The sequence below is a fragment of the Rhizobium yanglingense genome (assembly GCF_977109285.1).
This window is the reverse complement of record NZ_CDSAWY010000004.1, coordinates 465,294-491,309: the sequence shown is the minus strand read 5'-3', so window position 1 is coordinate 491,309 and position 26,016 is coordinate 465,294. Positions and strand designations below refer to the sequence as shown.

19 protein-coding genes and 11 pseudogenes are annotated in these 26,016 nt (G+C 60.8%); 8 read left to right on the top strand and 22 right to left on the bottom strand.

Annotation, left to right across the window (positions count from 1 at the left end; translation table 11 throughout):
- Positions 1 to 207 precede the first annotated feature (207 nt).
- Positions 208 to 1,224, bottom strand: coding sequence for a LysR family transcriptional regulator (locus ACW4PC_RS07430; protein ID WP_455873338.1), 1,017 nt, complete (start codon positions 1,222 to 1,224; stop codon positions 208 to 210).
- A 316-nt stretch (positions 1,225 to 1,540) separates the two neighbouring features.
- On the opposite strand from ACW4PC_RS07430, the gene ACW4PC_RS07425 reads away from it, so the two are divergent.
- The 3 genes from ACW4PC_RS07425 (at position 1,541) to ACW4PC_RS07415 (ending at position 3,378) form a co-directional block, all read left to right on the top strand.
- Positions 1,541 to 2,221 (top strand): hypothetical protein, encoded by a 681-nt coding sequence (locus ACW4PC_RS07425; RefSeq protein WP_455873337.1) that lies wholly within the window; start codon positions 1,541 to 1,543, stop codon positions 2,219 to 2,221.
- Positions 2,211 to 2,594 carry a hypothetical protein gene (locus tag ACW4PC_RS07420; protein ID WP_455873336.1) on the top strand — a complete coding sequence of 128 codons (384 nt, stop codon included), beginning with the start codon at positions 2,211 to 2,213 and terminating at the stop codon, positions 2,592 to 2,594. The genes ACW4PC_RS07425 and ACW4PC_RS07420 overlap by 11 nt, the downstream gene beginning before the upstream one ends.
- A gap of 655 nt (positions 2,595 to 3,249) precedes the next feature.
- On the top strand, positions 3,250 to 3,378 hold the full coding sequence (locus ACW4PC_RS07415) for a hypothetical protein (protein WP_455873335.1): 129 nt from the start codon (positions 3,250 to 3,252) through the stop codon (positions 3,376 to 3,378).
- Positions 3,379 to 3,575: 197 nt separating this feature from the next.
- On the opposite strand, the pseudogene ACW4PC_RS07410 reads toward ACW4PC_RS07415, so the two are convergent.
- From ACW4PC_RS07410 to ACW4PC_RS07370, 9 genes and pseudogenes are all read right to left on the bottom strand, one after another.
- A pseudogene (locus ACW4PC_RS07410) lies at positions 3,576 to 4,644 on the bottom strand (LLM class flavin-dependent oxidoreductase).
- A gap of 120 nt (positions 4,645 to 4,764) precedes the next feature.
- Positions 4,765 to 5,013 carry an NAD(P)-dependent oxidoreductase gene (locus ACW4PC_RS07405; RefSeq protein ID WP_455873334.1) on the bottom strand — a complete coding sequence of 83 codons (249 nt, stop codon included), beginning with the start codon at positions 5,011 to 5,013 and terminating at the stop codon, positions 4,765 to 4,767.
- 70 nt (positions 5,014 to 5,083) lie between these two features.
- Entirely contained in the window at positions 5,084 to 5,263 is a 180-nt protein-coding gene (locus tag ACW4PC_RS07400; protein ID WP_455873333.1) for an NAD(P)-dependent oxidoreductase, read from the bottom strand.
- Position 5,264: 1 nt separating this feature from the next.
- Positions 5,265 to 5,420 (bottom strand): annotated as a pseudogene (locus ACW4PC_RS07395) (C-terminal binding protein); the annotation flags it as partial.
- Positions 5,421 to 5,438: 18 nt separating this feature from the next.
- Positions 5,439 to 5,645, bottom strand: a complete 207-nt coding sequence (locus tag ACW4PC_RS07390) for a hypothetical protein (protein WP_455873332.1) — start codon at positions 5,643 to 5,645, stop codon at positions 5,439 to 5,441.
- Between the two features lie 21 nt (positions 5,646 to 5,666).
- A complete protein-coding gene (locus ACW4PC_RS07385; RefSeq protein ID WP_455873331.1) occupies positions 5,667 to 6,572 on the bottom strand; it encodes an ABC transporter permease in 906 nt (301 codons plus the stop codon).
- Positions 6,565 to 7,396, bottom strand: a pseudogene (locus tag ACW4PC_RS07380) (ABC transporter ATP-binding protein). The gene ACW4PC_RS07385 and the pseudogene ACW4PC_RS07380 overlap by 8 nt, the downstream one beginning before the upstream one ends.
- A 77-nt stretch (positions 7,397 to 7,473) precedes the next feature.
- Positions 7,474 to 7,866: a hypothetical protein gene (locus ACW4PC_RS07375; protein ID WP_455873330.1), complete on the bottom strand. Its 393-nt coding sequence runs from the start codon at positions 7,864 to 7,866 to the stop codon at positions 7,474 to 7,476.
- A 60-nt stretch (positions 7,867 to 7,926) separates the two neighbouring features.
- Complete coding sequence (locus tag ACW4PC_RS07370) at positions 7,927 to 8,199, bottom strand: hypothetical protein (protein ID WP_455873329.1); 273 nt, start codon at positions 8,197 to 8,199, stop codon at positions 7,927 to 7,929.
- A gap of 168 nt (positions 8,200 to 8,367) precedes the next feature.
- Between ACW4PC_RS07370 and ACW4PC_RS07365 the strand changes: the two genes are divergently transcribed.
- Positions 8,368 to 8,541 (top strand): hypothetical protein, encoded by a 174-nt coding sequence (locus ACW4PC_RS07365; protein WP_455873328.1) that lies wholly within the window; start codon positions 8,368 to 8,370, stop codon positions 8,539 to 8,541.
- A gap of 281 nt (positions 8,542 to 8,822) precedes the next feature.
- Here ACW4PC_RS07365 and ACW4PC_RS07360 read toward each other — a convergent pair.
- Positions 8,823 to 9,396: pseudogene (locus ACW4PC_RS07360) on the bottom strand (NAD(P)H-dependent oxidoreductase).
- A gap of 183 nt (positions 9,397 to 9,579) precedes the next feature.
- Here ACW4PC_RS07360 and ACW4PC_RS07355 point away from each other — a divergent pair.
- Complete coding sequence (locus tag ACW4PC_RS07355; protein WP_455873327.1) at positions 9,580 to 9,810, top strand: hypothetical protein; 231 nt, start codon at positions 9,580 to 9,582, stop codon at positions 9,808 to 9,810.
- 1,005 nt (positions 9,811 to 10,815) lie between these two features.
- Here ACW4PC_RS07355 and ACW4PC_RS07350 read toward each other — a convergent pair.
- The 11 genes and pseudogenes from ACW4PC_RS07350 to ACW4PC_RS07300 all read right to left on the bottom strand — a co-directional run.
- Positions 10,816 to 11,945: pseudogene (locus ACW4PC_RS07350) on the bottom strand (LLM class flavin-dependent oxidoreductase); the annotation flags it as partial.
- Between the two features lie 139 nt (positions 11,946 to 12,084).
- Positions 12,085 to 13,194: pseudogene (locus ACW4PC_RS07345) on the bottom strand (LLM class flavin-dependent oxidoreductase).
- Positions 13,191 to 14,916, bottom strand: a pseudogene (locus tag ACW4PC_RS07340) (dipeptide ABC transporter ATP-binding protein). The pseudogenes ACW4PC_RS07345 and ACW4PC_RS07340 overlap by 4 nt, the downstream one beginning before the upstream one ends.
- Positions 14,895 to 15,743 (bottom strand): ABC transporter permease, encoded by an 849-nt coding sequence (locus ACW4PC_RS07335; RefSeq protein ID WP_455873326.1) that lies wholly within the window; start codon positions 15,741 to 15,743, stop codon positions 14,895 to 14,897. Before ACW4PC_RS07335 ends, ACW4PC_RS07340 begins: the two are co-directional and overlap by 22 nt.
- Entirely contained in the window at positions 15,740 to 16,750 is a 1,011-nt protein-coding gene (locus ACW4PC_RS07330; RefSeq protein ID WP_455873325.1) for an ABC transporter permease, read from the bottom strand. Before ACW4PC_RS07330 ends, ACW4PC_RS07335 begins: the two co-directional genes overlap by 4 nt.
- 38 nt (positions 16,751 to 16,788) lie before the next feature.
- Positions 16,789 to 18,444, bottom strand: a pseudogene (locus ACW4PC_RS07325) (ABC transporter substrate-binding protein).
- A gap of 442 nt (positions 18,445 to 18,886) precedes the next feature.
- Positions 18,887 to 19,363: pseudogene (locus ACW4PC_RS07320) on the bottom strand (molybdopterin dinucleotide binding domain-containing protein); the annotation flags it as partial.
- Complete coding sequence (locus ACW4PC_RS07315) at positions 19,320 to 20,117, bottom strand: sulfurtransferase (protein ID WP_455873324.1); 798 nt, start codon at positions 20,115 to 20,117, stop codon at positions 19,320 to 19,322. The gene ACW4PC_RS07315 and the pseudogene ACW4PC_RS07320, both read right to left, overlap by 44 nt.
- A gap of 65 nt (positions 20,118 to 20,182) precedes the next feature.
- Positions 20,183 to 20,785, bottom strand: a complete 603-nt coding sequence (locus tag ACW4PC_RS07310) for a DsbA family protein (RefSeq protein WP_455873323.1) — start codon at positions 20,783 to 20,785, stop codon at positions 20,183 to 20,185.
- A 12-nt stretch (positions 20,786 to 20,797) separates the two neighbouring features.
- Entirely contained in the window at positions 20,798 to 21,367 is a 570-nt protein-coding gene (locus ACW4PC_RS07305) for a TetR/AcrR family transcriptional regulator (RefSeq protein ID WP_455873322.1), read from the bottom strand.
- A gap of 51 nt (positions 21,368 to 21,418) precedes the next feature.
- Complete coding sequence (locus ACW4PC_RS07300; RefSeq protein WP_455873321.1) at positions 21,419 to 22,447, bottom strand: ketopantoate reductase family protein; 1,029 nt, start codon at positions 22,445 to 22,447, stop codon at positions 21,419 to 21,421.
- Between the two features lie 690 nt (positions 22,448 to 23,137).
- On the opposite strand from ACW4PC_RS07300, the pseudogene ACW4PC_RS07295 reads away from it, so the two are divergent.
- The 3 genes and pseudogenes from ACW4PC_RS07295 (at position 23,138) to dusA (ending at position 25,991) form a co-directional block, all read left to right on the top strand.
- Positions 23,138 to 24,458, top strand: a pseudogene (locus tag ACW4PC_RS07295) (LLM class flavin-dependent oxidoreductase).
- Between the two features lie 78 nt (positions 24,459 to 24,536).
- Positions 24,537 to 24,827 (top strand): annotated as a pseudogene (locus tag ACW4PC_RS07290) (Pycsar system effector family protein); the annotation flags it as partial.
- Positions 24,828 to 24,968: 141 nt separating this feature from the next.
- Positions 24,969 to 25,991, top strand: a complete 1,023-nt coding sequence (gene dusA / locus ACW4PC_RS07285; RefSeq protein WP_455873629.1) for a tRNA dihydrouridine(20/20a) synthase DusA — start codon at positions 24,969 to 24,971, stop codon at positions 25,989 to 25,991.
- Positions 25,992 to 26,016 lie beyond the last annotated feature (25 nt).

The following is a 26,016-nucleotide window of genomic DNA, read 5'->3' as shown; positions in this document are numbered from 1 at the left end:
GGCCGACCAGCAAGGCTGCCGCGACATCTGGAGCGAAGCGCCCCGTTTCAGTCAATGAGAAAGCGCGCCGTATAGTGTCAAAGAACGGCCGAAAAAGCGAGCTGCGTTGAATGCAGACGCGGGCAACTAGTCGCGGCTTCAAAAAAGCGGCCCTGTATCAGCGCAGGCTTGGGTTGATAGTGATGGCGTCCGGCGGCATGATCGCGACTAGCGAAGGCGCCAACCGCATTCGGCTCGCCCGCTCAATAGATGACTGATCAATGCCAGCATTGCGGGTGTGCGCAAACAGGTCGCTTCTATGCGTCCGTGTTCGGCGCTGGACCTCATCGAGATCACACTTGGCGGCCGCGTGAGCCAAGCTGCGTCCTGCCGACAAGAGGCGCATTTGACGCGCTGTGTGACGAGGTCTCTCAAGCGCCTTTCATGGTCTCGAGTCCGTTGCTTTTCTCGAGCAGCAGGCGCCGGAACCATGTGTGGCGCAGGGTCGCTATCGTTGCGTCGATGCCAGAGCATCGTCTCGCGATAGCCGGAATAGTCGAGCGGGACGGGGAAAGCGCTGATGCCGCGCCAATCAGACAAATCGAGAATGTTGGCCGATAGCGTGCAGATCAGGTCAGTCCGCGCGATGATCGGCGGCACGGCCATCGCATAAGGCAGGCCCATGATGACGTTCCGCTTCAGGCCGCGGTCGTCCAACATTCTGTCGATATAGCCCTTCAGATCACCGACATGGGTCACTACCAGATGCGGGTATTTCAAGTACAAATCGAGCGTAAGGTCCTGGCGTATCTCCGGATGTTCGGATGATACGATCGAAATCCAGTCCACGTGAAAAAGCTGGGCGCGTTTGATTGTGGTCGGCGCGTCCGGAAGGATTGTGATGGCGAGATCGATCGAACCTTTTTCCAGGCAATCGACAATTTCTTGGCGATGCAGGCTGCGCAACACGATTGAGGTTCCTGGGGCTGTAATGCGTAGAGCCACCATCAGGTCGGGCATGAGCGTCGCGGCAATGTGGTCGGTCGTGGCGATACGGAAGATGCGGCGGGAGCTTTGCGGCGCGAATTTCGCCATGTCCCCCAAAGCGTCCTCGATCTGTCGAAGCGCGAGCCTGATCGGGTCCGCCAGGTCAAGTGCCTTCTCAGTTGGCCGAACGCCATCGGCGTAGCGCACGAACAGATCATCCCCGAAGAGCGCTCGCAGATTGGCAAGGCGCTTACTCATTGCGGGCTGACTGAGGCCGATGCGGACGGCGGCCGCACTCGCCCGAACCTTCACTCAGCAACGCATCGAAGGCGACGAGGAGATTGAGATCGACACCCGCTAGGTTCATGGGACTATTATTCCATATGTGAATATCGGAATATCTAATATCGATTGGATGAATGCAAAGGCAAATGTGACAATGGAGATCCAACGGAGATCTCTCACTATGCGACGATTAGCTTTTCTCACCGCCCCGGCTTTCCCGCTCCTTGCGTCTCTCGCCTTGGCGCAAACACCACCGCAAGACCGGCTTTTTGTTTTATCTGATACCGACATGGTGCCTACGGTCTACGAGACGGGGCACCTCGGTCCAGTCGATCCTTACCACACGGACACGCTTGGGATTATTGCATCGCCGTCCGGCTCGGCGACCCCTGGCCTGACGCGGGTTTCTAATTCAACTTACGGTCCGCCGGGAGCCCTCGACGTTTCCGCCGACGGACGCATTGTCTTTGTGGCGGAGACCTTCGAGAAACGCCCTGAAGGCGCGACCCGTCTTGACGAGCTTCCGCAAGGCAACACCGTGCGTTCTCTGCGGGTCGAAGGTGTGCAGGCTACCGAGATCGATAGCGTGAGCATCGGCACGCAGCCTCAAGCGATCCATCTCAACCCGGCCGGCGATCTCATCGTCGCGATCACGGTCGATGCCGAGAAGGAACTGGCATTCGTTCCGGTGAGGGACGGGCAGTTCGGCGAAGTTGCCAGGTTCGGTCTCGGTCTGGAGCCTTCGACCGGCTTCATTCCCCTGAGATCGACCTGGCTGCAGTGGCATCCGAGCGGACGCTACGTTGCTGTGAACCTTGTCGACCGAGGGCAGGTCGCCTTCTACGAGATCGTCCGTGCCGCCAATGGTTCCGTGGCCGTGGTCAGACCGTGGGGAAATCGCGTTCAGACGAACAAATTTCCCTTCGTCGGCCAATTCTTCGCCCGACGGACTGCATTATGTGACCTCTGACGTCCAATGGGGTATCGATACAGCCGGCTTCTATGGTGTGCAGGAAGGTGTCCTGACGACCATTCGCCTGGCCGATGTAGGCGCCACAGGCGATGACGCACGCCATACGGTGCCGCAAATCACCCTGGGAGGGTGGGGTGGCGAGACGATCGCCTTTTCTCCCGACGGACGTTTCCTCGCCAGTTCAAATCTTCGCGGCACCGGCAAGCCAGACGGGTCCTCCGACTGGACCGAGGCAGCCTCGATAAGTCTGTATGAACGGGACGCGGAGACGGGCCGGCTGACCCAGAGCGAGGCGAGTGGCCGATTGCTGGTGTACTACCGCAAGGTCTCGCTTTCGACAGGGCCGGGCGCGTGTTGTTCATTGGCGTAAATCGCTATCGAAACGAGGATACGCAACTCGGCGGCGCTGTTGAAATTTGGCGAGTTCAAACAGAAGGCGCCCCAACTATGGCTGATTCAGGAGAACGGATCCGGCTCCCAGCAGGCGTACACACTGTGGTCGCAAGATAACTCGCCAATACACGCGGCATGGTAACAGCCCGGATCGGCTGTTCGCGAGGAGGTGTTCTATTCTTGAGGTTCCTGGTCCCTCAATCGCAATTCCCAAGTCCGCTTTTTCAGTCAGGAGCTTGCTGCCAGCCATATCTGAAGGTCTGGGCTTCGCTTGGCACGAGGGCGCCGTCCCGCTTAATCCGATTCTGTGCGGTATAAGCCTTCGTCCATTTTTTTCGCGTTCGCTCTGATACGCACCCATCAGTGCTACAAACCCTCCTGCAAGTTCTACGCCGTAGCATTGGCATCTCACAAACGGGCGCAAAAGGCAGAAAACGAGATTCAGCGAGACATGACGGAACTCACCGGAAGGCCTGGAACACAAGGAAAATCCCACTATTCTAATGGCCTCGTGCTCGCGGTTGCACCGATGATCAATTCGACGGACCGTCGCAGATTTCCTTAGTAATAACAAGTATATATGCGAGAATGCATGTACCATGTACCAAAAAAATCTGAATGGATCGAGGAAGATGCAACGGTCCGACAGAGCGGAGGCCGTGGTCACAGGCCCCGAAAAGACGGTCGAAGTTCGTCGTCACGAGGCGAACGTTCCCCACGTCTCCTCCGGACAGATCAAGGACCAGGCGGTGAGCGGATAAATTTACATTCGCCTCCGGTCGGAGGGCTTCCGCCACTGCGGCATGAATATCTGTCGTATCGAATTCACGTTCGAACAATGAGAAGACGCGGTCGGTCGCAACAAAGGTTCCGATCCCTTCGATCGGTGCGGCATCCAAGGCAACGTTCAGCAGCTTCCTGGCGGAACTGTCGTGGACAACGCCGAGCCGATCCAGGTCTAGGCAAGAAGAGGGAGCAACTGGCTGCCCTGCCGTTTTATTTCCGTAAGGTATGGCGTATCGGAGAGCACGAAATGGGTAATACCAAGCTCTTCATATTTACGCAGCGAGCGCGCAACGTCCTCGGCTGACCCGACCAGCCAGGTGGTTCCCGCTCCACCTCCGCCGAATTTCCCCGGCGCCGTGTAGAGATTGTCATCGAGCACGTCGCCTTGCCGGGCAAGGTCCAGGAGGCGTTGCTGACCGACGGCAACCCCGTGGCGATGGTCCTGCCAGCTTCCCGCCGCTCCCTCGGCCATTTTGGCGACCTTCGCTTCGGCGTCGGCCCAGGCTTGCTCCGTCGTGTCCCGAACGAGGGTCGTGATCCTCAGGCCGAATTCCAGTGGCTGCAGGTCGCGATCGAGTGTCTTGCTGAGTGCCTTCAGCCGCTCGATCCGCTCCCGCACGCCATCCAATGGTTCGCCCCAGAAGAGCTGCACGTCGGCTTCGGTCACGGCGACCCGCTCGGCCGCTTCCGAGGCACCTCCGAAATAGAGTTTGGGATGACGGCGATCGCCGATCGGTGCGAGCCGCGGCGCCGCCGTGGATCCGGTTACCTGGAAATGCTCACCACTGAAGGTGACGTCTTCTTCGGTCCAGAGCCTGCGGATCAGCCGCATGAATTCCTTGGTGCGGGCATAACGCTGCACCTGGTCACCTTCCTGGTCGCCATAGGCTGCAAGCGCATCCGGCCCGGAAACGACGTTGACGCGCACACGACCGCCGCTCAGATGATCGAGCGTCGCTGCTGAGGAAGCGAAATTTGCCGGTTTCCAATAGCCGGGCCGAACCGCGATCAGTGGCTCGAAGGTCGTCGTGCGGGCGGCGAGCGCAGTTGCGATGGTGAATGTATCGGGCCGTCCCCAGCCCGTGCCGATCGCGGGCGCCTTTCCAGCCATGCTGTTCCAGAGCTTCTGCCTGGCTCGTCAGGGTGTCCAGGCTGTTGTGATCCGGATCAGCCGCATCGCCTCGGTGGCCGGCTTTGACGTCGTTGGGAATGTACCAGAGGAATTCGGAACGGTTACTCATGATATATCTGTACCTGATTTCGAAGTCTTCCTTCATCGAGCAAAATCCTGACCGTCTTCGCCGCGTTCAGGCGCATCTCGACGGCTGCATGATCGGAATAGAAGGCATTGTGCGGCGTGATCACCAGCCGCCCGGCAAGCCAGTTCTCTCGGTTACGCCACGCTGCCAGCAGTGGATGATCACCGGGCGGCTCCTGACCAACGTATCAATGCCCGCGGCGGCGAGATGTCCGCTTCGCAGCGCGGCCTCGAGCGCGTCGAGATCATCGATCAGCTCTCCACGTGCGGTGTTGACGACGATCGCTCCGTGCTTCAAGCGGGCGAGACCAGCCGAGTTCAGAAGGCCGCGCGTTTCGCGTTCGCCGGGCAATGCAGCGTGACGATGTCCGACTGAGCGAGGAGCTCCTCCAACTGGTCTGTGCGCTCATAGCCGATGACCTTCATGTCCCGGGCGGCTGGCCCGGATCATAACCAAGGATGCGGAAGCCGAATGGTTTCAGCCGATTGACGACAGCGGTTCCGATCCGCCCGACGCCGACGAACGCCCACCGTGGCCCGGTTCGAACGCGAAAGCGGCTTGAGGCTGTGGACCTGCCATCCCGGACTATAGCCGCGGGCACGAGCGTCGTGTTCCCAAAGCCGCCGATGCAAGGACAGGATCATCGCAAGCGCGTGATCGGCGACTTCCTCGGTGCCGTAATCCGGGTTGTTGGCAAACGGGATACCGGCGCCTGTGAGTGCCGCCAGATCTGTCTCATAGCCGACGCCATAGCGCACCACGCGCCCTGCAACGGGTCAGGTGGGCGATGCTTTTCGCTCCAAGCTGTGCGCCCCGACCATCAGGGCATCGAGCCTTGCCAGGCGATCAGGGGCGAATGATGCCTCATCCGTGCTGGCGAAGAAGTCTATCTCGACATCATCGCCGAGCACGTCCGCTTCGAGATCGGGCGCGCCGATCATGTGGTCGGTTATCCCGACCACGTATTTCTTACGATCTGTCATTCTTGTCCCGATGCGTTGGCGCTAGCGCGTCATTCCCCATTTCGCCACCGTTCGCTGCTCCAACTGGCGGAACAGGACGTTTTCGACCAGAAGGCCTAACAGGATGACCATGATCAGCCCGGCGAAAACCCGGTCGGTGTAAAGCTCGTTGCGGTTCTGGAAGATGTACCAGCCGAGCCCGCCCTTGCCGGAGGAGGCGCCGAAGACGAGTTCGGCCGCAATCAGGGTGCGCCAGGCGAAGGCCCAGCCGATCTTGAGCCCCGCAATGATCGATGGCAGAGCGGCCGGTACAAGGATCAAAAGCACATACCGCAAGCCGCGCAGTCCGTAATTGCGGCCCGCCATCCGTAAGGTTTCCGGCACGCTCGTGAAGCCGGTATACATGTTGAGCGCCAGCGGCCAGAGCACCGAATGGATCAGCACGAAGACGAGGCTCCCTTGTCCCAGCCCAAACCACAGGAGCGCCAGCGGCAGCAAGGCGATCGGCGGCAGGGGATTGAGCATGGAGGTCAGGGTCGATAGGAGGTCGCGCCCGATCCGGGTTGAAACGGCAAGCGAGGTCAGAACGAAGGCCAGAACGACACCTGCCGCATAACCCTTGATCAGGACATCGAGCGAGTTCATGGCTCGGCTCGGAATGATGCCGCTGGAAATATCCTCCACCAAGGCTTTTATCGAGGCGGTGAACGACGGCAGGAGCAGCTCATTTCCCTGAAGCCTGGCGGCAAGTTCCCACAGCAAGGCAAGACAGATCAGGATCAGGCTCTTGCGCAGCCAGGTGCGCTGCCAGAGGCGTTCGTACAGCGGCAGAGCCTCTTCGCTTTTTAATTCAGCAAGCGGCTCGAGCGGCAACTCGTATTCGGGGCGGATAGGAGGTACAGGGCGGCGCGTCCCGCTCTTGGCGCCTGTGCTCAAGACTTCAGTCATGCCTGGCTCCATCAACGGCTTCGGCCTCTTCGAAAAGAAGGCGGTGGATGCGGTTTGCAGCTGCCTGAAAATGCGAGCTCCCGCCACTTTTGAGATCCCAGTCATGGCTGTTGATCTCCGCTCGCATGCGTCCCGGGTGCGGCGACGAAAGCGCGATGCGGTTGCCGACGACCAGAGCTTCCTCGATGGAATGGGTGACGAACAGCAGGGTGAAGCGAACCTCTTCCCAAAGCGCCAGCAGTTCCTCCTGCATTTTCCGCCGCGTGAGCGCGTCCAGAGCGGCGAAGGGTTCATCCATCAAAAGGACGCGCGGTTCCATTGCAAGCGCGCGAGCAATGGCTACTCGTTGCTTCATGCCGCCGGACAGCGTGTTCGGATAGGCGTCTGCGAAACGGGTTAGGCCGACTTTCTCGATATAGTGCTCGGCGCGTTCGGTGGCCTCTTTGCGGCTGAGGCGGCCTGAAGCCCGCACCGGGAACGCCACGTTCTCCCGCACCGTCTTCCATGGCGGCAACTGGTCGAATTCCTGGAAAACGACGACGCGATCCGGACCGGGGCCGTGCACCGGCCGCCCGTCCAGCAGGATCCGTCCCTGGCGAGGTGCAATGAAGCCGCCGACGGCTTTCAGCAGGGTGGACTTGCCGCAGCCAGAAGCCCCGAGCAGGATGAAGCGATCTGCTTCCCCAGACGTCAAAGCTGACATTCTGCGTGGCGCGAACCACCCGACCGGGCGCCTGGTATTCGAGGGTGACGCCCTCGACCGAAAGAAGGGGCGGGGGAGGCGGAACACCGTTCTCCCGAACGGGTGCAGTCATGCCGTCCATTCTCAATTCCATCGTTGACGGCCCAGAACAGGCTTGCATCGCATCTAGTCCTGAGCCGTGAAGGTTGTGATGCGATATCAGCTGCCGTTTTCGCCGTATGCCTCGGGGAAGAAATAGTCCTTCCAGGAACCTGCCTGGTTTTTCAGGACGCCAAGCTTGTGCAGCTCGGCCGCATAAACGAAGGTGTTCTGAGGCCTGATCGTGAAATCGTTCTCGGGATCGTTGATGATATCGAGAACGAACTGCGGCGACAGCTTCGAACCCTGCTGACGGATGAAGGCTTCTGCAGCCTTCTGCTTGTTTGCGTTGATCCAATCTGCAGCCTCACGCAGGGCGGCGTAGAAGGCTGCATAGGTCTTCGGATTTTCGTCGTGGAAGGCCGTGCTGGTATCGAGTACGTTGAACGTCGCCGGCCCGCCCAGAATGTCATAGGAACTGATAACCTTGTGGACTGCCTTACCTGCCTGCAACGCCTGGTAATCGAAAGAGCGCAGAGGAAAAATGCGAGTTCACCTCAGTGCCGCCGGAAATCAATGCCGCGGTCGCATCCGGATGCGGCAGGCTTCATCGGAAATCTGGTCGAGCTTCTGGAAACTGTCGGCCCCGAAGAGCTTGGCAGCCTCGATCTGCAGCGTCCGCGACTGGAAGCCAACACCGGCGGCAGGCACCGCGATACCGGTTCCTCTGTCGCTGAAATCCTTCAGCGTATGGACATCCGGATTGGTGGTGATGAGATAGTTCGGCGAGGAGCCGAGGGCTGCCGCTGGCTTGACGTCACCCTTGGTGCGATCCCACATCGTCAACGCAGGCGGCACAGCCTGCCGAGACGATGTCGAGATTGTTGGCCAGAAGCGCCTCGTTCATACGCCGTCGCGCCGGAAATGCTCGCCCACTCGACGTCAATGTCGACGCCAGCTTCGTTGCCATATCTTTCGATGAGTTTTTGGTCGCGAACGACATCCAGGAGTCGGGTGGGGAATGCCGAACTGCTGTGCGATCCTTATCTTGCCCTCGGCTGCGGCCTGTCCTGCGAGCAGCGTGGCGGCAATGCCGAATGCCGCGCCAAGAGCCGTGCGGCGACCAAATTTGACGCTCAATGTCGTAAGGCCAAGTGCCTTCATAAATACCTCTATTCGGCGAAATGATTTAAGTGAACGCGATGAAGCGCGTGCTTCTCCGCGTCGATTCTTGGAAAGCTGCATCTTCGATGAAGACGAGAACCAGCTTTATGCCAAAGAACAGCCTAAGGTTCACCACGAATTCTATCGATACAGTCGTGTTCTGTTCTGGCGCGTGAAATGAGAAGCGGATCGCTCGGCACGGTCGAAATGTCGGAAAAAATCTACTTGGCGCGCGGTGTTCTGCTCGAAGCAGGCGACTTCGCGGGTGGGAGTTCTTCGGTACGATGCGGGCGGCGGCGGGATTCCTACTCCGCCGCTATCGCCGCAGAGGTCGAGCGTGCGTTGATAAGCATCGGCAGGCCCTCGCGAAGCGCCCGGTTCACGCGGCCGAGGATGGCAGGCGAGGGGGCGCCGTCGGTGAAATCACGGCCCGAGGCATAGATGGCGCTCGGCGTGACGAAGGCTTCGGAAAATGCGAAAAGCGGGCGCCGATTGGTGCTCGACAACCAGCGAATGCCGGTCTCCGCCGCCCGTAGCCGTCAGCACGATCGGTTTGCCACGCAGATCGGAGGGATCGAGCAGATCGATGACATGCTTGAACAGCCCGGTATAGCGTCCGCTTGTAGGTTGGCGATCCAATGACGAGCGCGCTCAGGGCCTCGATAATCGTTCGGATCACCCTACGAGCAACGGGATCCAGATCGGTCACCGATCTCGCCGCCGTCGAGATAGATGCCAGATGCCTCGAGCGCGTCGAACACCCACGTGCTGCAGGCCAGATTGTTTCGCCAGAGCTTCGGTCACGCTTTCGACGAAACGTCTTGTGCTCGACGGGCGGGAGATGTTGCCGGAAAAGCCGACGATCAGATTGTTGCTCATTCCAATTCCTTTCAGAAAGTGTTCGGAAGGCTGGGAGGAAACGACGTCAATACCTTCCCCGTCAGGCCGTCTTGTCGAATGGATAGGGTCTTCTGATAGCCCGATTGGGCGACCTCGGCCCGGTTCCATCGGTCGAAGGCGGCGCGACCGAGAATGGAGACGGACGTATCTTCCTGCGGAGACATGGACGAGCACGGACTGGATATCCCGGAAATGCCGTTCAGAGAGCCCAGATCGGCGTTGAGGCCCGGATTGCCGATTCCGCGGACTGCCCATCTGCACGGCTTCGCGGATCTGCCGGCCGGCAAGGAGCCGCGCTCTTATGCAGGCCTCTACCGCTGCGTCGAGCTTGCTTTCAAGCGCGCCGAAGATGATCTGGCGGGCACCGGAGACGAGCAGGTCAATTTCGCCTGAGAGCGCGACGAATCGCTGGGTGCGAGCCGATGGGATGACCCAGATTGGCCGGCACACGTTCATGCGCAAAGCGGATGAAGGCTTCCTGTGCGGCCTCCGCTGCGCCTGGGTCGATTGCGGTCAGCGCCAAGGTGATCGCCGCATGGCCACGATTGTCCCTGCTGGGCCGCCCGATCGATCGACGAGCTCCAGCACGTTCTCCGCCGGGATCTCGACGTCAGTATATTCTACATCATGCGACCCTGTGGCGCGCATGCCGAGGCTTTTCCGAGTTCTCCGATTACCCGGATGCCAGGCAGACCCGTTCGGCACGGCGAACGTCCCAACCCTTGACGCGCGCGGCCGTCTCGTCCGCCTACGCGCCAGACGAGAAAGTGAGTGAGGCCATAAGCGCCTGTTACGAAGCGCTTGCGACCGGTGATTGACCAGCCCTTGGCGGTGCGACGAGCAATTGTCGCTGGCAGGCCGCCCCGCGCCGGCGACCCCGGTTCCGGCTCGACGCGAGCCGCGAGTCCAGCGATAGCGGACGCTGCTTCGCCTCTGCCGGCGGACACGCCTGTAGAGATCGTCCGGCCAATCGCCTTGCGTCGCTTGCGCCAGGGAGACGGTTCGAAGATCGTCATGGCGCTGGTTAGCGCCAGGCCGAAAGGATCGCCGCGTCCGACAGTGCCGCCAGAATGTGGGCCGCATCGCTCAGCATCGCACCTTCACCGCCGTAGCGGGTTGCAACGGTGCTTTCGAGAAGGCCGGCCGAATGAACGGCACGGGATTCTTCGGTCCAGGGAAGCTGCGGCGCAGGGCTTGATCCGCATCCGGTGCGGCCTCTGCGAGAACGCGCACCGTTGCGTCGAGAACAGTTGGATCATGGGACATGCGGCTCAGGGCTTTCTGGCTGGCGAGGGAGCGGCATCCTTCACGAAAGGACAGATAACTCCCTCTGCTCCTTACGAAGGAGAAAAAGAAGAGGGCTTGCAGTCTGGCGAGGGGGCCAGACCGCGCGCAACATGCAGCCGCCTTTTTCTTCGCATCTTCCCGTTCGCGAATACCTTCACGCACGAGCGGCAGATGTATGCGTCCGTAATCGACCGCATCGTTGTAATTGTCAGTAGCCGCGGATCGAGATCAGATCGGCACCGAGATCGATGTTGATCGAGAATAGAGCGAGTCTGCAATCGTGCGCGGAGATATCCAGACAGAGCGCCGTGGTGGCACCGCTGGCGTTGGTGGCGGTGACCGTCGGGTACCAGAGGGCGCCGGTGTGCAGTGCACGTCGCCGCGGGATGCAATGTCCAGCAGCCGCTGCGAACCGACATTGGCCGGCGGTGCGGCGTTGATGGGCGCGCGTGCCAAGCCTTTCTGGCGGTTCTCGTTCAGCCGATCCAGAACGTTATTGGCCTTTTCCCACGCCAACTCGTCGGTCTCGGCGACGATCGGCCGGAAGGTGACCCATATGCGCCGACGGTCTGTCCGGGCCCGCCCCTGCCGCCTACTGCGTCGATCCGCTCGATCTGCTGTTTTGTTTCGGCCAGCGGCTCGGCCCAGAGCCCGAAGATATCGCAGAGCGAACCACCGATGCGATAGGCGGCATCCGAAGAGCCGCCGAGTGAAATCGGAATGAGCCCGTTTGTCGGGCAGCGCCGCCGCTGCGAAATTGCTTGAACTGATAGTAGTTGCCGTCGAAATCGAAGGGCTCCGTCGACGTCCAGGCAAGGCGCAGGATGCGGATATATTTCTTCCTGTGCCGCTCGTAGCGCTACTTCCTCTGTTGAGGAAGTCGCCTTCACGCGCCTGCTCCTCGTCGCTGCCGCCGCGCAATGAAGTGGACCACAACGCGGCCGCCGCTCAACTGATCAAGGGTGGCCGACGATTTGGCTGCGACCGTCGGATAGACGGTCTTCGGCCTCGAGCGCCACGATGATCTTGATGTTCTTCGTGTGTGCCAGCACGGTGGCGCCAGTTGTGAAGGGGTCGAGGGACGACGACGCGTAGGGGATCAGCGTATAGTTGAAACCGGTAGTCGTCGAGTGCGCGTGCGTATCGCTCCAGATAGCGAGGATCCACGGGGGCGTCGCGTATGCGGGTTCAGGTCGTTCGACGCATTCGGGAAAGCTTACGCTGATGAATTCCGCAGCCATGTCATCTCCTTGGGTTACGAACAGTGACACGAAGGTAGGCCGCAGCGACGAACCGAGGAAGACAGGTCGTTTCTCTTTCTACTGAATTTATAGAAAATATCCTCTATGATGGCCCGCGAGAGATAGGAGTGAGCCACCGCTATGGCGTTGTTTCACGCTCATGGTGCGTGGCCGGCGACCATCCAAGCGCTGGAGCCACCGTCTGCGCCAAATCGGTCAACAGCCGCACGTTTTCGGCAAGTCCGAAGGCCGGGGGCAGAAAGAGCACGACCTCGTCCGCCGCTGCAAGGCCGGGGTCATTGAACACCGCCTCGATCACCTGGTCGGAAGTGCCTTGGAAGACCGGCGAAATCAGGATGTTCCGGCAGGCTGGCTGGGAGGTGCGAGTGCACCCTTGGGGCGCGACGCGGCAATTCCCTTGGTGCGACGCTCGAGGTCATAGGCCGCATATTTCTCGCGCAGCTCTGCGGTGGTGCCGACCAGGATGGAGGCGGCGACGGCCACCGCTGGCGGCTCCGTTGCCCAGGCCTTGCGCCAGGTGGCGCGGAAGGTCTCGATGATGCGGGCCTGATACTGCCCGAACGTCTCGCCCTCATCATGGTCGTGCAGTACGGTTCCCGAGATGAGCCCGATGCCCAGTTCGGCTGCCTGCACCGCCGAGCTTAGACTGGCCGAGCCTTGCCGAATACGGGCCCGCAAGGTCGGGCTATGCGGTGTCACGCGCAGCTCCGCACCTTGAGGCGCGCCCTGGCCCGGCTCGACGACGGTGTGCAGGACGTCACCTGAAATTGCGGAGAGGAAGCGTGCCTGACGGCGTTTCGCTTCCGTTCGGTGCGTCGGCATCGACTGCACCGAACACAGCATCGAAGGCCGCGTTGGCACCGGTCGAAATGGCGAGTTCCAGCCGGCCATCGATCAGCAGATCCGTCGTCCCTGCCGCCTCCGCGAGCAGGATCGGGTCCTGATAGCGCATCGGGATGACTGCCGATCCGAGCCTGATACGCCTGGTATGCTGGCCAACGGCAGCGAAGAACGGAAGCGGTGAAGACAGGTAGTGATCGAAATGTCGCTGGTAGGCCCAGCCGGACTGGTAGCCGAGCTGTTCGGCCTGTCTGAACAGTTCGATCCCGTCCCGCAGCCCCTGAGCCGGCCCGGCCTCGTCGTTGAACGACACGCGGGTGTTGAAGCCCAGCCGTTGCTTCGGACGGAACGATGCGGGCAGGGTGCTGGCAGGTGCAGCAATGGTCATGCGATCTGTTCCTTTCGGAGAATTTGCCGAGATTTTGGCTGCGGCACGCGGACGGGATCGGCGATGCTCGACGGGATCGATTCCAGCAGCGATGCGGTATAGGGGTGTTGCGGATTGCCGAAGATATCCGTGACCGTCCCATGTTCGACGATGCGGCCCCGGTGCATCACCGGAGACAGTGTGCGCGAGCTGGCGAATAAGTGCCAGGTCATGGGAGACGAACACATAGGTCAGGCCGAGCCTGGCCTGCAGAGAAAGCAGGACTTCGACGATGTCAGCCTGAACGCTGACATCGAGAGCGGAGGTGGGTTCGTCCAGCACGATCACGTCGGGTTTAAGGACCAGCGACCGAGCGATCGCCACGCGCTGGCGCTGACCGCCTGACAGGGCTCCGGGCTTGCGCGTGAGGAGGTGTTCGCCGAGCCCGACATTGGCGAGCGCTTCGCGGACCTGCTCCGCCCGCTCCTTGGGCGTCCCGATCTTGAACCGGTCCAGAGGCTCGCGCACCAGATGCTCGACAGTCCACGTCGGGTCCAGCGAGATGAACGGGTTCTGGTAGACAAGCTGAAGATGGCGCCACACCACCCGCAGCGACTGGTGCGAGCGACCGACAAGGCGCTCGCCGGCAACCGAGATTTCGCCAATGTCGGGTTCTTCGAGCCCCAGCAGCAGCCGGATCGTCGTCGTCTTGCCTGAACCCGATTCGCCGACCAGCGCATGGGTCGTACCGGCCGGGACGGTGAAGGAAACGTCGTCGACCGCAGTCAGGATATTCCCATCGACCGCGAACCGCTTGGTGACGGCGCTGACTTCGATCTTCGGCGCTTCGCTGCCACCTCGCAAACGAAAGCCTGGGTCACGCAGCCTCGCATAACGATCAGGGTTGAGGGCCGGAACATCGGCATGCAGTTTCCTGGCATATGCCGAAGCCGGCGACGAAAAGACAGCCGATGTCTTGCCTGCTTCCTGCACGAGGCCGTCCTTGAGGACCACCAGTTGGTCCGCCCGCTCCGCCGCGATTGCCAAGTCATGGGTGATAAGGAGCAGGCTGATATCCAGCTCTTGCTGCAAACGCGAGAGCAGGTCGAGGATCCGCTTCTGGATCGTGACATCGAGCGCGGAGGTCGGCTCGTCCGCAACCAGGAGCGCGGGCCGCGGCAGGACCGCAAGGCCGATCAGTACCCGCTGCAGCATGCCGCCGGACAGCTGGTGAGGATAGGAATCGTAGACCCGTTGAGGGTTGTCGAGCCCGACCTGGGCAAATGTTTCGAGAATGAGCGCCTTGCGGATGGCCGCATCGGCCTCGTCGGTCAGCGCCGCCGCCTCCATCGCCTGCACACCGATCATTCGCACCGGGTTGAGTGCGTTGCCGGGATCCTGGGGTACAAATCCAATGGCCCGTCCCCGCAACGGCCGGAACCGACGCTCGGGTAGCGCCAGCAGTTCCTGACCATCGAACTGGACATGTCCGGTCGCCTGCGCGCCGCTGGGGAGAAGCCGCAGCACCGCGCGGGCGATGGTCGATTTGCCCGAGCCAAATTCTCCTATGAGGGCAAGGCTCTTGCCACGGTCCAGGTCGAACCCCACGTTGCGAACGACCTCGTTGCTTCCGTAGGAGACCGATAGCCCATCGATTCGAAGTACGGGGGCAGCGTGTCGTGGCGCTGGCGCCACTGGAGCGGTGCGAATGAGAGTGGCGGTCAATCTGTCTTGCGAAGCCATCGGCTGATCCTATTCACGGAGAGGACGGTCAAGATCGTGACGAAAGCGGGGGCGTATATGAGCCACGGCCACTTGAGGTAGTCCTTGCCGATCGAGATCAGCAGGCCCCAGTCGGAGGCGGGCGGCGGGTCGCCGTAGCCGAGGAAGGCGAGGCTGGCGATCACCAGGATCAACTCGCCGAACTGCAGCACTGCGAGCGGCAGTACGGATCGTGAGGCATTGGGCAGGACGTGACGCCAAAGGATATACCAGCGCGAACCGCCGAGCAGGAACGACGCCTCGACGAATGGCGCTTGGCTGGTCTTAATGACTTCCGCGCGCGTCACGCGGGCGAAGATCGCCACCGCCGACACACCGGTGGCGATGGCCGCGTTTACGGTCTCGAAGCCGATAGCAGTGACGACGATGACGGCGAGCAGGAATTTTGGAATAGCCAGCAGCACATCGACCAGGCGGGCGAATACGACATCGACCCAGCCGCCGAGAAAGCCTGCCAGAAGGCCGATGAGGCCTCCGGCGACAACTCCGATCACGACCGCGATGAGCGCGCTCGATACGGAGGAGGCTGTGCCGTAAACCACGCGGGTATAGACGTCGCGCCCGAGGTGATCGGTGCCGAACCAATGGGCAATGCTCGGCCCGAGCAACTTGTCCGCCGGGACGCCGACAACCGGGCTATGGCTGGTGAACAGACCTGGAGCAAGCGACCACGCGATCACGAGCGCGATCACCGGGAACGATAGTGCCACAATCGGCGGTATTCGCAGCGCTCCCGCCCAGCCGGCGGTTTTGGCATTCGAGAGAGTGGAATTGAGGGCGAAGGTCATGGAGTCACCGCCTTGGTCGCGCCTATGGAGGTTTCGTCCGCGGTGGTCGGACGCCGCTTCGGCCCGCCAAGGAGCTTCACGCGCGGGTCGAGCAACGGGTAGAGGAGATCGGCGATCAGGTTGACGAGCACGAAGACCACCGCCCCGAGCGAGACGACCGCCTGCAGGACGGGCAAGTCCTGTGTGCTCACTGAGCGTTGCACCAGACTGCCGACACCGGTGCGGCCGAAGACCGTTTCGGTGATCAACGAGCCGCCGAGAAGCTCTCCGATGGTAAGAGCGATGACAGTAACGACGGGCAGGGAGGCTGGCTTGAGCAAATGCTTTGCGAACAGGCGCATCTGCCCGATCCCGCGACTGCGGGCGACCGCGGCATATTCTTGCTCTGCCTCTTTATCGAGATTTGCAATGAGCACTTCGGCGATCTGCGCGGATAGGGGTATCCCGAGTGCGACTGCGGCAAACAGGGTTGCCCAGAAGCTATTCGGGTCAATGACGCGGAAGAGGCCGATCTGGAAGCCGAAGACGTGGATCAGCACCAACCCAATCACGAAATTGGGCACCGACAGGAACAGCGACGGGAAACCTCGCAGCAATCCCTGACCGAACCGTTTCGGAACAAATCGGGTCCCGTAGGCAACCGCCACCGCCAGTACCAGAGCGACGGCGAGCCCCGCCGATGCAAGGATCAGCGTCGAGGGGAGAACTTCGGCGATCAAGGTTGCCACGGGTCGGTTGGATCGCATCGACATGCCAAGGTCGCCGCTCAAAAAGCCGGACAGCGATGTCCACAATTGCACGATGACCGGCTTGTCCAAGCCCTGAACGGCGACGATCTGCGCGATCTCCTCCTCGCTGAAGCCGTTCTGGGGATTGCGCAGGACACTCGTGATCGGGTCGCCAGGCAGGATACTGACGACAACGAAGGTAAAGACATAGGCCAGCAGGATAACGACGGCCGCCTGGCCGAGCCGCTTTGCGGCATAGGTTAGATAGGCAGTGCTCATGCCGACAACCTCCTCACATTGCTCGGTTTCGCGACGCGTCAATCGGTAATAAAGGCGGTGTAGTAGCTGGCATAGGCGACGCCGTTGTAGACTTCGCCCTTGAGGGTCGGCGACTGCACGTAAATGCGCTGGACGATCTGCGTGCGCGGGATGAAGTAACCCTGCTCGAGGACGTATTTCTGCAGCTCGTCGAGGAGCGGCTCTCGGGCATCGATGGAGGCGGCACCGGCGATCTTGTCGCGCAGTCCGTTGAGCTTTGCATCGCTGTCACCCAGCGCGAACCAGTTTTCGCCGTTGTTGGCGTTGGTAAGGATGCTGGCGACAGTGCCGGCGTCGATGAAGCTGCGCGTCACTTCGTAGGCCGGCACGGCCGGACCGCCATACTTGACCTTCTCGCCGTACGTCACGACGTCGTAGGCCCGGATGTCGACCTTCCAGCCGATCTTGCCGAGCTGCTGGGCGATGGAGCTCATCGATGGACTTCGACGTCGCGAGGTAGGGGTTTGAGTGAAGCGTTATCGCCAGCGGCTTTCCTTCCTTGACGCGTATGCCGTCGGCGCCCTTGAGCCAGCCCGCCTCGTCGAGGAGCTTCTCTGCCTTGTCGGGGGCATAAACCAGCAGGGCGCCGTGATCGGTCGCGCCGGGCACGTTGCTTTGAATGAAGGATTTCGCCAGTTGCCAATCTGCTGTGTAGACTGTGTCGATGATCTCCTGCCGATTGATGCCGGCCTGAAGCGCCTGACGCACCTTCACGTCACCATAGGGCGGAAGCTTGGTATTGACCGCCCAGCCATTCACGAAGCCAAGATAACGCGGCGTCGCGATCGTGAATCCCTCCTCTTTAAGGGATTTCAGCTCCTGAGGGGAGGCATTGTAAGCGACGTCGGCTTGCCCGGACTGAACCGAGGCGACCCTGAGTGATGGTTCTGACACTAGCTTGTAGGTGATCGAGTCGAGAAAGGCCGGACCGGTATGGCCGACGGCCGCAGGACCCCAGTTGTAGTCCTTGCGCTTCACCAGCTTGACGAAATCGCCCTCCTTCCAGGAGACGACCACATAAGGACCGCTGCCGGAGGTCTTGCTAAGGTCAGCCTGCTCGGCAGCGGGCTGCGCGATGGTCTTCGGGGAAATCAAGATCGAGCCGTGATAGCCGAGCGTTGGGATAAAACCGAGCGTCGGCTTCTTGAAGAAGACCTTGACCGTGGTCGCGTCGACCGCCTCGGCGTGGTCGTAGGTTTTGGGGAAGAGACCGATCGGGTTGATGCCTTCGTTCTTGCGCCCTGCGTACCAGATATCGAGATTGGCGACGACGGCGGCTGCATCGAGCGGCGAGCCATCGGAGAAGGTCACGCCGCTCTTGAGATGGAGCGTGAATTCGGTAGCCTTCTCGTTCTGCTCCCAGCGGTCTGCGAGCCAGGGACTGACCTTGCCATCGGCGTCGACATAGAGGAGCTTGTCGGTCGACATGGCCCCAGATGTGGCCCTGGAAGCTGGAGATCGCGCTGTTGTTCGGAATCCATGTGTCGCCGGGCGAGTTCGATCAGGAAGGTGATGTCGCCGCCGTCGCGCGGGCTGTCGGCAGCCTGGGCCGGAGCAAACCCCGTCGTTGCGACCAGAACGGCTGCAGCCGCCGCGGATGTCGTGATCAGCAGCCGGCGCCTGGAAAAGGAGAGCAAGGTAAAGCGTTCGGTCATGAAGGGTCCTGATGGTTCGAGTTGTTGTCTGTGCCTGTAATTTCGAGCTGTCTCAGTTCTACCAGTGCGTCCTCATCCAGATTTCCTGCGAACGGTGCACCGAACCGCATCCGCTTCGGCGACCTTGCCGAGCCGGCGAAACGCCTGCCTGAAAACCGAGAAAAGTCTGTCTGCTTACGTCACCTGGACGGCCAGAACGAATGCTTGGCGCTGGCGCAATTGCTCAGCGCTTGATCGCCATTCAGCCGAAGACCGTGCTTGCTGATAGTTTTCCGGTCGTGAGCGGCCCCTTGTTTTTTGACGAGAAGATCATGGCGATAGCCTAGCATGGTGGCTCAATGGAGAAAGACCAGTTGTTCTTTTTCTACTAAAATTATGGATTATTTTGCCGTGGTTCTCGCAGCTGTTAGAATCAGCTTTTCAGGGGACTTTCGATCGTTACTCACGGCGCTGTTTGATCAGGGCTGGATCTGTCAGCCGATACACCGAACTTCATCCCCTCGAAAATCCGCAACGGCGGCGGTTCTCCGGCAAACCGTTTCACTTCTACCTTCGTGATCTGTCCGGTTGAGCCCTGCGCCAGCTGGGAAGTTCCGACATCGCGAGTGAGGATGTTCGGATTGCCGTGGACGCACATGGCTTTCTCTGCCGTCGGGTCGTCCGGCGCGAACCATGCGCCCGTTGCAAGCTGCATGACGCCCCTTCGAACGTCTTCACTCAACACAGCTGCAGCAAGGCAACTGCCTCGCGCGTTGAAGAGACGCACGATATCGCCCTCCAAGATGCCGCGCTTGGCCGCATCAACGGGGTTGATACGAACCGGCTCCCGGTCCTTGATCTTGGTCGAGCGGCTGAATTGGCCATTGTCCAGCTGGCTATGCAGGCGCTGATACGGTTGGTTGCAGACCAGATGCAGCGGCGAGTGCCGCGGCGGTTACGCCGGAACCGCAGCTTGCGATAACAGGCTTTGAGAAATCGAGGCCTGCCGTCTCGAACGCCTTCGCGATGCTGGCGACATCCACCAATTCGCCCGTCTGGGAATTGGTAAGCGCGTTGAAGGGAAGGTTGAGGCTACCCGGAATATGGCCGGAGCGCAGTCCCGGACGCGCTTCCTTCTCGTCTGCCGTGAAGCGGGCGGCGGACCGTGCGTCGATGACCTGATCGGCCCGGCTATGGAGATTGCCGAGGACCTGAGCCTTGGAACGCACGGCGTCAGGATGGAAGCTCGCGTGGAAATGGCCCATGCGTGCCGGCGTAACCTGATTGGTGACCGGGCGACCGTCCGCCAACCATTTCCTCAAGCCGCCGCCGAGCACTGCGACCTTGTCGTGACCGAAGGTGCGCAATGTCCACCAGACGCGACCGGCCGACATCAGGCCGGGCGTATCATAGACTACGACGGTGCAGTCGTTCGAGATGCCGAGGTTGGAGGCATAACGCTCGAAGGCATCGGCAGAGGGCAGCAAGTGCGGTAGCGAAGTCTCGTGATCGGCAATGTCATCGATATCGAAGAAGCGCGCGTTGGGGATATGACGCGCCGCAAAATCCTCGGCAGCGACAGGCGTGACGCCCGGTAGCTTGAAGGACCCGTCGAGAATAACAAGGTCTGGATGGTCGAGATGTGCCGCCAGCCATTCGGTGGAGACGAGGGAACCCGGCAGGGAAAGAGACATGGAGAACTCCGGAGATATGTCTGGTAGGCCGCAAACTGCGTCGCGGGCAGCCGTTGGCGAAGAAATCAGGCGACCAGTTTTTCGCCTTTGAGATGTTTTTCCAGGAAAGGCAGGCTGTCCTGTCCCCAGTAGAGTTCATCCTCGTAACCGAAGGTCGGAAGGCCAAACACGCCGGCGGTCTTGGCGGTCTCGTAGTTGGCTTTCCGGATCGCCTGCACAGCGTCGCTCTGGCCCTGCTCATTCAATGCAGCACCGTCAAAGCCCGCAGCGTCAGCAATCGCCCAGCGGATCTCGGCGTTGCCGATATCCTCGCCGCGCGTCCAGAAGGCTTCCTGAAGCGCTTTCGTCAGCTTGAGCCAATCTTTGCCTGCCTCGATGGCGGCGATGACCATGAAGCCGGCCGGTGTCGGATCTGAAAGGGCGGCGCGGTTGTCGAAGTTAAGAACCTTTCCCCGCAGTGCCGCCCAGCGTTTCAGGTCCTTCGTCCAGTAGGCCCGGCGCGCTTCCGGCCGATTGCGCGAGTAGATACCGCCATTGTCCTCAATCAGGGGAATGACATAGGGGCGGATCATGGCGCCATGCTCGCTCGCCAGTGCCGCGAAGGGCTCCAGGCCGATGAAGGCCCAGGGCGAGCCGATGCCGAAGAAATAATCGATGGTCTTTGTCATGGTCTGCTGCTTTCAGGAGGGCTGATCGGTGGAGACTGCCGTATCGAAGACGGAAAGTGCGCAATCGCGGGCAACGAGAACGGCGCGCGGATCGCGTCCAACCGCCACCGTGGCGAGGGCTCCTTCATAGAGAAGGGAAAGATGCGCCACTGCTTGGTCCGGGGTGTCACTTGCTCTCGCCATGATGGCGGCAAATATGTCCCTCACCATCGCCTTATGGGTTCGCGCGACGGACACAACACGTTCGGAATCGCCGTGCTCGGCGACCGCAAGAGCAAAAGCGCAGCCCCGAAACTCGGGGCTATCGGCCTTTTCGTGCAGGCGCTCGAAGATCAGTTTGATCTGGTCCCTTGGAGGCCCGGCTGCATCCAACACTTCCTGCAGCGAACGGATAACCCGATCGTGACGAGCCTGGAGATAGGCTGCAACGAGATGGTCCTTCGACGGGAAATGACGGTATAGCGTTGCCTTGGCAACATTCGCTTCCTCTATGATGCGATCTATGCCGACCGCCCGGATGCCTTCGCGATAAAAAAGCGCGCTGGCGGCGGTGAGGATCTGGTCTGCTATGGCTTCTCTCATGGGGCTCTTCAGGTTCGTTGTGTCATCGTCATGGGATCGGCAGACTGCCGCTCACCTCGCTGCAGCGAGACCGGTCTGTCTCGCCTGATGGGATTTGTCGACCAGTTGCAGGATCGCGTCAAGCGGCAGCGCGCTCGAGAAGTCGCCTTGATGTGCCAATCTCCCTGCAAGCACCTGAACAGCCGCATTGTAAGGTGTCGATGTGCCATGGAGACGACCAAGCAAGACGATCTCGCCGTTAAGAAAATCGACCTCGCTCGACGCACCGCGCGTAAAACTTTGCCAGGTCGATTGCTGGCCCGGATGGATGCCGCTGTTTTGCGCCGTGCGCCAATCCGAAATATCGACGGTCCGCTCAGACGGCAATGCAAGTGTGTACCCAGCAGCCTGAAGAGCGCGTCGCGCCTCATCCACGAGAGCCTCCCCGATCGCACCCCGCAGATCGGCGGCCCCATCGAACAGTTCCAGCACGTTTCGCACGTTGTGAAGGAGCTTGGCCGATTTCCAGCGACGGATCTCGGCGCTTGCCTCTACGAGATAGCCCGCATGGTTCAGGTCTGCGGCAATCCGGTCGCCCGTTTCGTCACGCCCAAATGGAAAGCGCCCGACCGTGATCACGCCAACCTGCGGATCTCCGCCCACAACGACCTTGCCCGTCTCGGTAAACCGTGCCGGCGTCAGGATACTTGCCCCATAGACATGGGTAAAGGTCCTGAGCGCAGCCGCTTCCGTTGCAAGCCCATTTTGGAAAGTTACCACCGGAAGGCTTGTCGCCGCCGCACCTGTGGAGTTCGATACGTTTCGCCAGGACCAGAAGGCGAGGGCGCCGGCCGCATCCTGCGACTTCACCGTCAGCAACAGGATATCGTCCGGCGTCAATTCGGGTGGATCGGCTAGGTCGAAGGCATTCAGATTTATCTGCCGCGTACCCGAAGGGCGCTGGTAGCTCAGGCCGTGTTTCCTGATGTGGCTGATCTGCGCTCCGCGGCCGACCAATGCATATTTGATGCCGGATTGCTCGAACTGCGCAGCGAGGCTCGCGCCGACCGCGCCGGCCCCGATGATAACATAGCGTGTCATCTGTTTTTCCTCGTCCTGTCCTGCCTCACACACACAGATTCTGCCTGAGGGTCTCGTGCTGGTAGTCGTGGTGGAAAATATCCCGCGCCGCTGCAGTTCGGGGATCAGGTGATCTGTCACTGCGGAAAGGCCGAGTTCGTATTTCAGGGTGAAGGCCAGGAAATTGAATCAATCGGTGCGCCCCGCTCGTACCGATCCTGCAACTGATCGGCGATATTCTCGACCGAGCCGATGGGGAACCAACGGCCGGCACCGCTGGAGTGATCCCAACGGATGGTTCGGATACGAGGCTTGGAATAATCATTGGTCTCCTAAAGGCCACAGGCAAAGGCGGGTCGGATACAAAAACCGTTCGCTACCGCATGTCAGGAAGCCTAAGGGAACAGGGCGCCACCAAGAAAGACTGGTCGTTCTTTTTCTGCTGAATTTATAGAAAATAGTTTGGTGATTTGCTGTTTTGCCGCGACCATTGTGCACGGGAGCTTCAAGGGATCTGAGAACGCGGTGCGGCGAAGACGAAGCTTGCAGCCTCAAACTGCTGGTCTTAGCAGCCGCCGGAGCGATGATGCCGCCAAGCTCTCCTCAAGACAATTTTTTCATTTCCGCTGCCATTGATGCAACGGCGTTCCTTAGCGCCGAGCGGATGCATACATACCTTTAGAGCTAACGATATCTGCGAGAGCCCGCTTCATGGCAAAATCCCTGCATCTTACAGCCTTCATGCGTCCGGTCAGCCTGCACACGGGAGCGTGGCGTTATCCCGGATCTTACCCGGACGCGAATTTCAATTTCGGCCATATCAGGTCGTTCATCCAAAAGCTCGAGGAGGCGAAGTTCGATGCCTTCTTCATGGCCGACCATCTGGCCGTGTTGAACATGCCGATCGACGCGCTTGTCCGCAGTCATACGGTCACGTCGTTCGAGCCCTTCACGCTGCTTTCGGCGCTTGCCTCGGTCACGGAAAAGATCGGCCTTGCCGCCACAGCTTCGACCACGTTCGACGAGCCGTATCATGTCGCCCGCCGCTTCGCCTCGCTTGATCATATCAGTAACGGACGCGCCGCCTGGAATATCGTCACCACGTCCAATCCCGAATTCCGCCCGGAATTTCGGCCTGGACGAGCATGTCGAACATGGCGAGCGATATGCGCGGGCGCGCGAATTCTACGAGGTCGTCACCGGGCTCTGGGACAGTTTTGCGGACGATGCCTTCATCCGCGACCAGCAAAGCGGCATTTTCTTCGACGCGGCGAAGATGCACGTGCTTGATCACAAGGGTAAAGAACTCAGCGTGCGTGGCCCACTTAACATTGCCCGGCCTGTCCAGGGCTGGCCGGTGATCGTGCAGGCGGGGCAATCGGAGCCCGGTCGCCAGCTTGCCGCCGAGACCGCGGAGCTCGTCTTCTGTTCACCGCGCGATCTTGCCGCCGCCAAGATGCTTTATGCGGACATCAAGAGGCGAATGCCAGCGTTCGGTCGCAAGCCCGAGCATTTGAAGATCTTGCCGGCTGCACTCATCGTGATCGGCGACACGGTCGAGGAGGCGAAAGCCAAACGCGCCAAGCTCGACAGCCTTGTGCACTACGACAGTGCGATCGCTTCACTGTCAATCGCGCTAGGCCATGATGCATCGGGTTTCGATCCCGATCAGCCCTTGCCGGAAATTCCGGAAACCAATGCCAGCAAAACCGGACGCGCCCAGGCCGTGCGCTTGGCGCAGGAAGAGAAACTGACGGTTCGCCAGCTCGCACAGCGCTACGGCGGCTATGCCGGACTTGCCTTCGTTGGGACGCCGCAAACCATTGCCGACGAAATGGAGGCCTGGCTTTCGGAGGAAGCGTCGGACGGATTTACAGTCGTCTTTCCCTATCTACCCCAAGGTCTGGACGATGTAACGCAGCGGCTTGTTCCGGAATTGCAACGGCGTGGCCTTTTCCGCAACGATTACGAGGGAACGACGCTTCGCGAACATTTGGGCCTTCCCCGCCCGGCTAACGCGTTCTTCGCCTAACGGGGTTTGCCGGGGGATGCGCACCAATATGGCTCTGCTGCACGCTGCCCACAGTAGAGGACGTGCATCGGAGTTGAAGGTTCCCCGCAAAGTATGCTTTTCTCAGGCTTGCTTGCCGCAGCCTCGGGTTTTCGATCATATCGGCCATCCTCGTGGTGCTGCCGCGCCACGTGAACAAGTCGACCTCGCTTTTCTGGGGTTCCTGGGGCAAGCACCGCCATCGGTTCTCGGATGCCGCGCAGCGCCGGGACGAGGTCTACCTCTTCAACGAATATCTCAACAATGCCGACATCCTGTCGGCCATCGCGCGCTTTCCGCGGGCTGATGGTGACCGTCATCGCCTACGTGCTACTGCTCATTGCGGCTTAAGCGATGCAGCGATGACGCGAGCTGGCCTTGGACCTGTTTCTTCTGTATAAGCCCTCGTCCCGCGTGAGCTGAGCTCTCCATGTGCCGGTTCGGAGCAGCGGGGCGGCAGCGAAACGAGATCGAGTTATGACGCAAGGCAAGATGTCTGTGGCGGACGGCAAGGGGCATTATTCCAATGGCTCCGTCTTCGCCGTTGCACCTATGATCGACTGGACCGATCGCCATTGCCGGTATTTCCACCGGCAGATCAGCCGGAATGCTTTGCTCTATACCGAAATGGTCGTGGCGGACGCGATCATTCACGGGCCGCGGGAGAGGCTGCTGTCGTTTGATAGCGACGAGCATCCGGTGGCGCTGCAGCTCGGCGGATCGGATCCGGTGAAACTTGCTGAGGCGCTGCGGATCGCCGGGCCCTACAGCTACGACGAGATCAACCTCAATGTCGGCTGTCCTTCGGACCGGGTGCAATCGGGAACCTTCGGGGCCTGCCTGATGCTGACGCCGGAGGTGGTGGCGAATTGCGTTAAGGCCATGAAGGCAGTCTCCAAGGTACCGGTCACGGTAAAATGCCGGATCGGCGTGGACGAGCAAGAGCCGGAAGAGGCACTGCCGGAACTGTTGGCGCGGGTGCTGGACGCAGGCGCCGATGCCGTGTGGATCCATGCGCGCAAGGCCTGGCTCAAAGGGCTGAGCCCGAAGGAGAACCGCGAGATCCCGCCGCTCGACTACGGCATCGTCTATCGCATGAAGGAGCGGTGGCCGGAGGTCTTTATCGGTATCAACGGCGGCATCCAGACGCTGGACGAGGCAGCGGCGCATCTGGAGCATGTCGACGGCGTGATGCTGGGGCGGGCGGCCTATCAGAATGCGGGGATCCTGGCGGATCTCGATCACCGCTTCTTCGGCGCGCCGGCGGCCGAGCCGGACTGGGACGGGCTGCGCGACCGCATGATGGCCTATGCCGTGCGGCATATCGAAACCGGCGGGCGGCTGCAGCATGTGGCGCGGCATATGGTCGGGCTCGTCACCGGGCTGCCGGGCGCCAGGCGCTACCGGCAGATTCTGTCGAGCGATGCGGCAAAGGCAGGCGCCGGGCCGGAGGTGATCGCGGCGGCGTTTGCGGCGGTGGATTTTTCAGGTGCCAAGGAGGCGCTGAGCGCCTGAGGCCCAAAGCAAAAACGGCGCCTGG

Bases quoted from the DNA above. Each gene is read 5' to 3' on its own strand.
- ACW4PC_RS07335 (WP_455873326.1), bottom strand. From the start codon at position 15,743: ATGACCTTCGCCCTCAATTCCACTCTCTCGAATGCCAAAACCGCCGGC.
- ACW4PC_RS07390 (WP_455873332.1), bottom strand. From the start codon at position 5,645: ATGACAGATCGTAAGAAATACGTGGTCGGGATAACCGACCACATGATC.
- ACW4PC_RS07330 (WP_455873325.1), bottom strand. From the start codon at position 16,750: ATGAGCACTGCCTATCTAACCTATGCCGCAAAGCGGCTCGGCCAGGCG.
- ACW4PC_RS07315 (WP_455873324.1), bottom strand. From the start codon at position 20,117: ATGTCTCTTTCCCTGCCGGGTTCCCTCGTCTCCACCGAATGGCTGGCG.
- ACW4PC_RS07415 (WP_455873335.1), top strand. From the start codon at position 3,250: ATGCAACGGTCCGACAGAGCGGAGGCCGTGGTCACAGGCCCCGAAAAG.
- ACW4PC_RS07430 (WP_455873338.1), bottom strand. From the start codon at position 1,224: ATGAGTAAGCGCCTTGCCAATCTGCGAGCGCTCTTCGGGGATGATCTG.
- ACW4PC_RS07305 (WP_455873322.1), bottom strand. From the start codon at position 21,367: ATGAGAGAAGCCATAGCAGACCAGATCCTCACCGCCGCCAGCGCGCTT.
- ACW4PC_RS07300 (WP_455873321.1), bottom strand. From the start codon at position 22,447: ATGACACGCTATGTTATCATCGGGGCCGGCGCGGTCGGCGCGAGCCTC.
- ACW4PC_RS07310 (WP_455873323.1), bottom strand. From the start codon at position 20,785: ATGACAAAGACCATCGATTATTTCTTCGGCATCGGCTCGCCCTGGGCC.
- ACW4PC_RS07385 (WP_455873331.1), bottom strand. From the start codon at position 6,572: ATGACTGAAGTCTTGAGCACAGGCGCCAAGAGCGGGACGCGCCGCCCT.
- ACW4PC_RS07355 (WP_455873327.1), top strand. From the start codon at position 9,580: ATGGACGAGCACGGACTGGATATCCCGGAAATGCCGTTCAGAGAGCCC.
- dusA (WP_455873629.1), top strand. From the start codon at position 24,969: ATGTCTGTGGCGGACGGCAAGGGGCATTATTCCAATGGCTCCGTCTTC.
- ACW4PC_RS07425 (WP_455873337.1), top strand. From the start codon at position 1,541: ATGGTGCCTACGGTCTACGAGACGGGGCACCTCGGTCCAGTCGATCCT.